Here is a 6,243-nt window from a genome sequence, read left to right as displayed (position 1 = left end):
AATATCTGACAGCGACCACGCTCCTTGAAGCCAGGGCGATAAAAGCCGGGTAGAAAGTGGAATAAACACAAACACCATCACCGGCGTTAACATCAGGGTACTCGCCAGCACCCTGGGAACTAGCGCCCAGTCGCTTAATACACCGCCAAATATCCACTGAAAGAGCAGCGAGATGGGGAAAAACGCCAACCACACGGCCACGGCCTGCTTCCACCGGGGTGGCGTGTGGCCTGAAGCTGTTTGAAACCAAGCGTCTAACCCCGTGGCGCGGTGCTCATGAGGAGCATCATAAAGCCCTTTACCACGCACTAGCCAAGCGCTGCGTGAAGCAGAATGCTCCCAAGCATGCAGTGTTTTGCTGCTGCTGAAACGAAAAATGATTTGATATTCATCATCATGGCTGGGCGGAGCAAGTACGCCCGATCCCAAATAACCGGGAAAATCAGCCGCCAGCTCACGGCCTTCGTTTAGCCATCGATTAAAATCATGATAGCGGCCGCTGGCAACGCGCCGAGCCACCATGAGGGTGACAGGTGAGGCAGACATGGTATATCTCCTAATAGCGCCACAGCCAATGCCGGGTAAGCTGGCTGCAAACTGACAGGCGGGTAAGCCTGAAAGTGTTCATGGCATCAATGATGGGCGTATTATAAAGGCAATCTGCAGGCCATGTACTAACTATTTACATACGAAGAAATTACTAGTAACGACTAATACTTATTTAGTAATACCGCTAAGCAAGTAACGTGAAATTTTGCGGATAAAAGAGCAGAAAGACATCAGAGGATTAAAAAGGCTGTTAGAGACGATATTCTTAAACGCTATAATTTTCGTTACTATTTTTAGGCACTAAAATTCCGATACCAAAATTTCAATACCCTATTTCCGATACTCTGTTTCCGACACTGTATTTCAAGTACTGTGTTTCAAGTACTGTATTTCAAATACTATATTTTTCAAGGATACATTTTTGCACTGCGCTCTTAAGCACTAAAATGGTGCAAAGATAACCTATCGCCATTCCCTGCGGTGCTGTCGTGTGGCTGATAGCGACAACAAAAACCAACTACGCTTAACCTCTTTCAAGAGGCTGAATACTCATAAAGCGCCCTTCACTTGAAAATATAAGACGGAAAATACCATGAATACCATTCTGACCCACAATGCGTCGTATGGCCTCGGCAGGAAAAACCACCCAGCGCCCATCGACGCTTCGCGCCCGCACATGGGCGATGCGCCCTTCATAGTGGGCTAAACATTCATCAGGGCTCAGGTGGAGAACAACGTCAATGGAAGGCATGGCAGTACTAATCAAAATAAGATGTTGCAGCAAGGCATACGCGCTTGCACGCTTTTAATCGCTCGCGGATAGGCTATAGTAACTCAACCCTATAATAACGTAATAGCTCAGGCGTCGGTAACTGCTTATGGAATCCACTATCAGTGCTTCTTCTCCGGCTTCAGTGGCGTACACTACGGTTTCTAGTCGCGTATCGCCCCCGGCTGACGATACCCAAAACGCGACCGACAAATCTGCGATCCAAGAAGGTGCAACGAACAAAGCTGACAGCGAGGTTACCGCAGGCCCGACCCGTGCCGACGGGACGCCTTTGGCGCCTGAAGAGATTCAGCTGCTTGAGCAGTTAAAACAGACGGACCGTGATGTTCGACAACACGAAATGGCCCATCAGATCACGGGCGGCCCCTATACCGGCGGCGCCACTTACGAATATGAAATAGGCCCCGATGGGAAACGCTACGCCGTGGCAGGTGAAGTGCCTATCGATTATGGCCCCGTTCCAGGCAATCCCCAGGCAACAATAGAAAAGATGCAGACTGTCATTGCGGCTGCGCTGGCACCTGCCGATCCATCACCCAAAGATTTGCAGGTCGCCTCCCAAGCCCGTCAGTATTTATTGGAAGCCAAGCTTGAGGCCGCACAGCAACAGAGTGACATGAACAAAGCGCGTGGCCCCGAGCCTGAAATGGCTGCCGGCCAAGCGGCTTAATATGCCCGCTTACGAAAGACGCGTCAGCGCCTGCCAGTCGGTTTGATTCGGCCATTGGATAAGCCAAGCGGGTATTGCCTCTGCGGGCATGGGCCTGGCGATTCCAAATCCTTGGGCCAGAAAACAGCCTAATTTCATCAGCGCTTTGGCGTGATCCAATGTTTCTACCCCTTCCGCCAGCATGGCTCGGTCAAAGCGATTGGCCATATAAATTACGCTTTCCACAATCGCCATGTCGTTTGGATCAGTGAGCATATCGCGTACAAAGCTACGATCAATTTTGATCAAATCCACCGGCAACTGGCGTAAATGGGTTAGCGATGAAAAGCCTGTGCCAAAATCGTCGATGGCAAACCCTACCCCCAATGACTGACAGCAGGCTATATTCTTAAGTGCTGCGGTAATATCGTGCATCGCGGCACTTTCCAGCACTTCTAGCTTCAACATTTTAGGCGGCACATGTGAATAGCGTTTTAATAACTCGCCTAACCGTTGACTAAAATCGCTAATCAGCAGGTGCGTTGGACTGATGTTCACACTGATAGTTATCGAAATACCCTGCGCTTGCCACTGAGTGAGTTGATTAAGTGCCTGCGTCAACACCCACTCACCTAAATCTATTTCGAGCGACGTGGTATCAATCGTGGAAAGAAACTGCCCAGGTGCCAGCAATCCTTGCTCAGGATGCTGCCAACGAATAAGGGCCTCAACGCCAATAACCTGACCGCTACGCATATCCACCTGGGGCTGGAAATACAGGCGCAGCTCATCGCGGTTAAGCGCGTCAATAAAGCGCTGACGCTGTTCGTGGCGTACCTGGAGTAAACGGTCCTGGTCAGGATCAAAGAAGTGGTAGGTATCACGCCCGCGCTGCTTGGCACGGTACATGGCCTGATTGGCGTGGCGCAGCAATATATCTCCCTGTACATGGTCACGAGGATAAAGCGTAACTCCCAGGCTGACCGTCAGATAAATGCTCTGCCCCTCAATCACGATGGGTTGGCGAATAGCCGCTAGCAGCTTTTCAAAAAATATATTATCCACGCCGTGGTGTAGCAGCAGGACAAACTCATCCCCCCCTACGCGGGCCAACACATCGTCGCCAAACAGCAGATGACTGATACGCTGAGCAAATGAGGAGAGTAAAATATCCCCCATTTGGGCGCCCAAACGCTCATTGATCGTTTGGAAAAAATCAATATCCAGTGAGCAGATGGCAAGCGGCAGCTGCTTTTGATCGGCATGCAGAATTGATTCTTGGATCAATTGGGTTAGCAGCTGCAAATTCGGCAGGCCGGTCAACGCATCGAAATAAACCTCCCGGTTTAAATGCCGCGCATGGGAAGGAATGGTCGATAAATCTGTCAACACAATGACGTGATGATCAATGCGCCCCTGGTCATCGTGAACTCGGTTAATCGACATCATGCCAGGATAATACTGTCCGTCATGACTTCGATAACTCACCTGGTGCTTACTACGATCTCGCAGCCTAAGCTCTTCGTGTACCAATGGCATTCTGCGGCTATCATCTAGCGGCAAAATACTAAAGGCTTCCGGCGTTTTGTTACTGGCCTCTTCAAGCGTTAGCCCGGTGAGTTCGCAAAAGGCAGGATTAACGTCAATCACCCGATTATCTTTATCGGTAATAATGATCGCTTCGTTGGCAAACACAAAAGTGGTGTCGGCAGGTGAGCAATGCCCGTGCGCACTCTTAACCGGTATAGCGTCCACCTGGCGCTGAAAAGGCGTCTTTTGCGGCACGTCGGTAGGCGGATACATTATTGCTCCTTGGTCCTTGCGCATTTAAAGCGCGTGCTGCCAAGCGGCTTTTTTACTGCCGTTTACGCACTTTTTATTGAAGGTTATACGACATACTACCACCGTCGATCAGTCTCGTGCTCTAGACCTTATTAGATGTTTTTATACATCAAGACTACTTTATTAGGCTCAGAAAAGTTAATTAAAAAAACGGCCTCACCTACTAGACAATCTAGACCGCAACAGGCAGGGAGGCTACGTTAAAAAATAGCAGGAGTGTCAAGGCGCAAGCGTAGCCGCGCCTAAAAAGCGCTGCTGCCAATAGTCGATATCCAGGGGAACACTGACCACCGCGCGGCCACTGCCAGGGGCATGAATCATTTGTCGATTGCCACGATAAATGCCCACATGGGTTGCCTTGCTGCGCTCGCCAAAAAACAGCAGGTCGCCGGGTTTGGGCGTGTCGGCCGTGGGAAGGGCCCGAAACTGTTCATCAGCGGTGCGCGGTACACGCATACCGGCGGCGCGATAGGCCAGTTCCACCAGACCTGAACAATCCAGGCCATCGGGGGTATTGCCGCCAAAACGATACGGCGTGCCGATAGCCTGCTGCGCATGCGCCAGGATCAATACACGCTCCATGGAGAGACCTTCCTGAGACCCTGAAGGCGGGAGCTGAGTGATGTCAGTGCCACGGCTGGCACAGCCTGAAAGCCACATTAACAACATCAAAACGAACGTAAGTTTTCCCAACGTGACGGGCATTGGCGACTCTCCTTGTGGCAACGCCTCTTATCATGGCGCAAACCTTATGGTGCCGCCAAGCGTAACTAGGTTCTATCTGAAAATTTGGCGAGCGAAGGCAAGACAAGGCAAAAATCGGCGAAGAAACGGAGTTTACAGGTTGTAAATGAGTATTCTGAGCCGATTTTTAACGCCGTATTGTCGAGCGTAGGCACTTTTCAGGCAGAACCTAGCGCCCAATCCACTCAATAAAACTGGTTTCACCCAGCGCATGCTTTTCATGGCGCACACGGCTCATTGCAGCGTAGGGCAAATCCATCGCCAATACGCGCCCCAACGGCTGCTCCAGTACCTGGCGCAGCAGGCCGTTGCAGACAAACAGGTGGGCCACGACCAGCACATGCTTGCCGGGCGGATTGGCCAATAGATTGCGCCATACTTCAGCCAGCCGGTGATCAAAGGCGTCAATGGCTTCGCCTTGCGGTGGTGAAACCGTCGCCGGGCTATTCCAGAAGGCGCTCATCGGGGCTGTGCCCTCCTCGCTGAATACCTCCGTATGGTTTTTACCTTCCCACTTTCCCAGATGCAGCTCAGCAAGGTCATCCTCGATCTGGACCGGCAGCTCAAACTCTTCACCCAGCCACAGCGCAAACTCACGGCAACGCATTAACGGTGACGTCACTACCGCATCATAGGGCGGCCTGCCGTCAACGGTATGGCGCATTACGGCATCGGTGACCTGTTGCCAGCCGGTTTCACTTAGCGGATGGTCGGTGGTGCCGCGCAACATACGCCCGCCCACGGGCTCACCGTGGCGCAATAAATCAATCGTCGTAACGCTTGCATCAGGAAAACGCATCCTGGGTTCCTTCATTTGGTACATGTCATGTAGAGACTTGTCATCAAACCGCTTTAAATAATCGCATGGCGCACGCGCGCGGATATCCACTCGGAAACCAGCACCGTCGCGAAGATCATCACAAAAATGACGCTGACCTGGTTCCAGGCGAGGGTGTTGATCGACGCGTTGAGCTGTAAGCCGATACCGCCAGCGCCGACCAGCCCCAGCACCGTGGATTCACGAATATTGATATCCCAACGATAAACGCTGATACCCGCAAACGCTGGCATGACCTGGGGTAGAACGCCGTAGTTCATGATCTGCAAACGGCTGGCGCCGGTCGCGCTGATCGCTTCAACGGGCGTGGGGTGAATTTCTTCAATGGCCTCATAAAGCAGCTTGCCCACAAAACCGATCGAACGTAGCGCAATGGCAATAATGCCGGCCAAAACGCCCGGCCCCAGAATGGTGACCAAAAGCATTGCCCAAATCAGCGAATTGATAGAGCGTGATGAGACAATCACCATCAGCGCCAGGCTACGCACCAGTGGATGAGGCGTTGTGTTGCGCGCGGCGAGAAACGCCACGGGAAAGGCCATCACAATCCCCAGCGCCGTGCCGAGCGTGGCGATATTGAGAGTGTCCCACATGGGTTTCCAGAGGATGCTGGCATACTCCCACTTGGGCGGCATCATCCGGCTGAGAAGATCGCTCCCCTGGCGTCCGGCGTCTTCCACAAACACCCACATCGTATTATCGGAAATCACCTTCCAGCAAAGCAGGAACAGGCTGATTCCCAAAAGCCATGCGCCAAACTGCAGCCACTGGGCGCGCGTGGTACGCAGCCGCCAGACAGGTATCCCGTGTGAGGAAGTCGAAACAGGCATA

The 6,243-nt window shown here is 52.2% G+C and carries 7 protein-coding genes; 1 reads left to right on the top strand and 6 read right to left on the bottom strand.

Annotated features, from left to right (window positions below):
• Positions 1-546: antibiotic biosynthesis monooxygenase (locus ACT3XD_RS17180; protein ID WP_444280619.1), on the bottom strand; the 546-nt coding region annotated here is incomplete at its 3' end.
• A 526-nt stretch (positions 547-1,072) separates the two neighbouring features.
• The gene (locus ACT3XD_RS17175; RefSeq protein ID WP_192539379.1) at positions 1,073-1,300 is read right to left on the bottom strand and encodes a DUF2835 family protein; all 228 of its coding nucleotides are present in this window, start codon (positions 1,298-1,300) and stop codon (positions 1,073-1,075) included.
• A 127-nt stretch (positions 1,301-1,427) separates the two neighbouring features.
• On the opposite strand from ACT3XD_RS17175, the gene ACT3XD_RS17170 reads away from it, so the two are divergent.
• Positions 1,428-2,009, top strand: a complete 582-nt coding sequence (locus ACT3XD_RS17170; protein ID WP_192539357.1) for a putative metalloprotease CJM1_0395 family protein — start codon at positions 1,428-1,430, stop codon at positions 2,007-2,009.
• A 9-nt stretch (positions 2,010-2,018) separates the two neighbouring features.
• Here the strand turns inward: ACT3XD_RS17170 and ACT3XD_RS17165 are convergent, their stop codons facing one another.
• From ACT3XD_RS17165 to phnE, 4 genes are all read right to left on the bottom strand, one after another.
• Positions 2,019-3,791 (bottom strand): putative bifunctional diguanylate cyclase/phosphodiesterase, encoded by a 1,773-nt coding sequence (locus ACT3XD_RS17165; RefSeq protein WP_192539358.1) that lies wholly within the window; start codon positions 3,789-3,791, stop codon positions 2,019-2,021.
• 258 nt (positions 3,792-4,049) lie between these two features.
• Positions 4,050-4,535 (bottom strand): C40 family peptidase, encoded by a 486-nt coding sequence (locus ACT3XD_RS17160; RefSeq protein ID WP_192539359.1) that lies wholly within the window; start codon positions 4,533-4,535, stop codon positions 4,050-4,052.
• A 208-nt stretch (positions 4,536-4,743) separates the two neighbouring features.
• On the bottom strand, positions 4,744-5,373 hold the full coding sequence (locus tag ACT3XD_RS17155; protein WP_192539360.1) for a histidine phosphatase family protein: 630 nt from the start codon (positions 5,371-5,373) through the stop codon (positions 4,744-4,746).
• A gap of 53 nt (positions 5,374-5,426) precedes the next feature.
• Entirely contained in the window at positions 5,427-6,242 is an 816-nt protein-coding gene (gene phnE, locus ACT3XD_RS17150) for a phosphonate ABC transporter, permease protein PhnE (protein WP_192539361.1), read from the bottom strand.
• Position 6,243 lies beyond the last annotated feature (1 nt).

Origin of the sequence: Halomonas sp. AOP7-B1-5, from assembly GCF_052353045.1 — a bacterium.
In the GTDB taxonomy this organism is placed as follows: Bacteria; Pseudomonadota; Gammaproteobacteria; order Pseudomonadales; family Halomonadaceae; genus Vreelandella; species Vreelandella colorata.
Note: the sequence above shows the minus strand (reverse complement) of the source record. Positions and strands in the feature narration are given on the sequence as shown.

Bases quoted from the DNA above. Each gene is read 5' to 3' on its own strand.
- ACT3XD_RS17155 (WP_192539360.1), bottom strand. From the start codon at position 5,373: ATGCGTTTTCCTGATGCAAGCGTTACGACGATTGATTTATTGCGCCAC.
- ACT3XD_RS17165 (WP_192539358.1), bottom strand. From the start codon at position 3,791: ATGTATCCGCCTACCGACGTGCCGCAAAAGACGCCTTTTCAGCGCCAG.
- ACT3XD_RS17175 (WP_192539379.1), bottom strand. From the start codon at position 1,300: ATGCCTTCCATTGACGTTGTTCTCCACCTGAGCCCTGATGAATGTTTA.
- ACT3XD_RS17170 (WP_192539357.1), top strand. From the start codon at position 1,428: ATGGAATCCACTATCAGTGCTTCTTCTCCGGCTTCAGTGGCGTACACT.
- phnE (WP_192539361.1), bottom strand. From the start codon at position 6,242: ATGCCTGTTTCGACTTCCTCACACGGGATACCTGTCTGGCGGCTGCGT.
- ACT3XD_RS17160 (WP_192539359.1), bottom strand. From the start codon at position 4,535: ATGCCCGTCACGTTGGGAAAACTTACGTTCGTTTTGATGTTGTTAATG.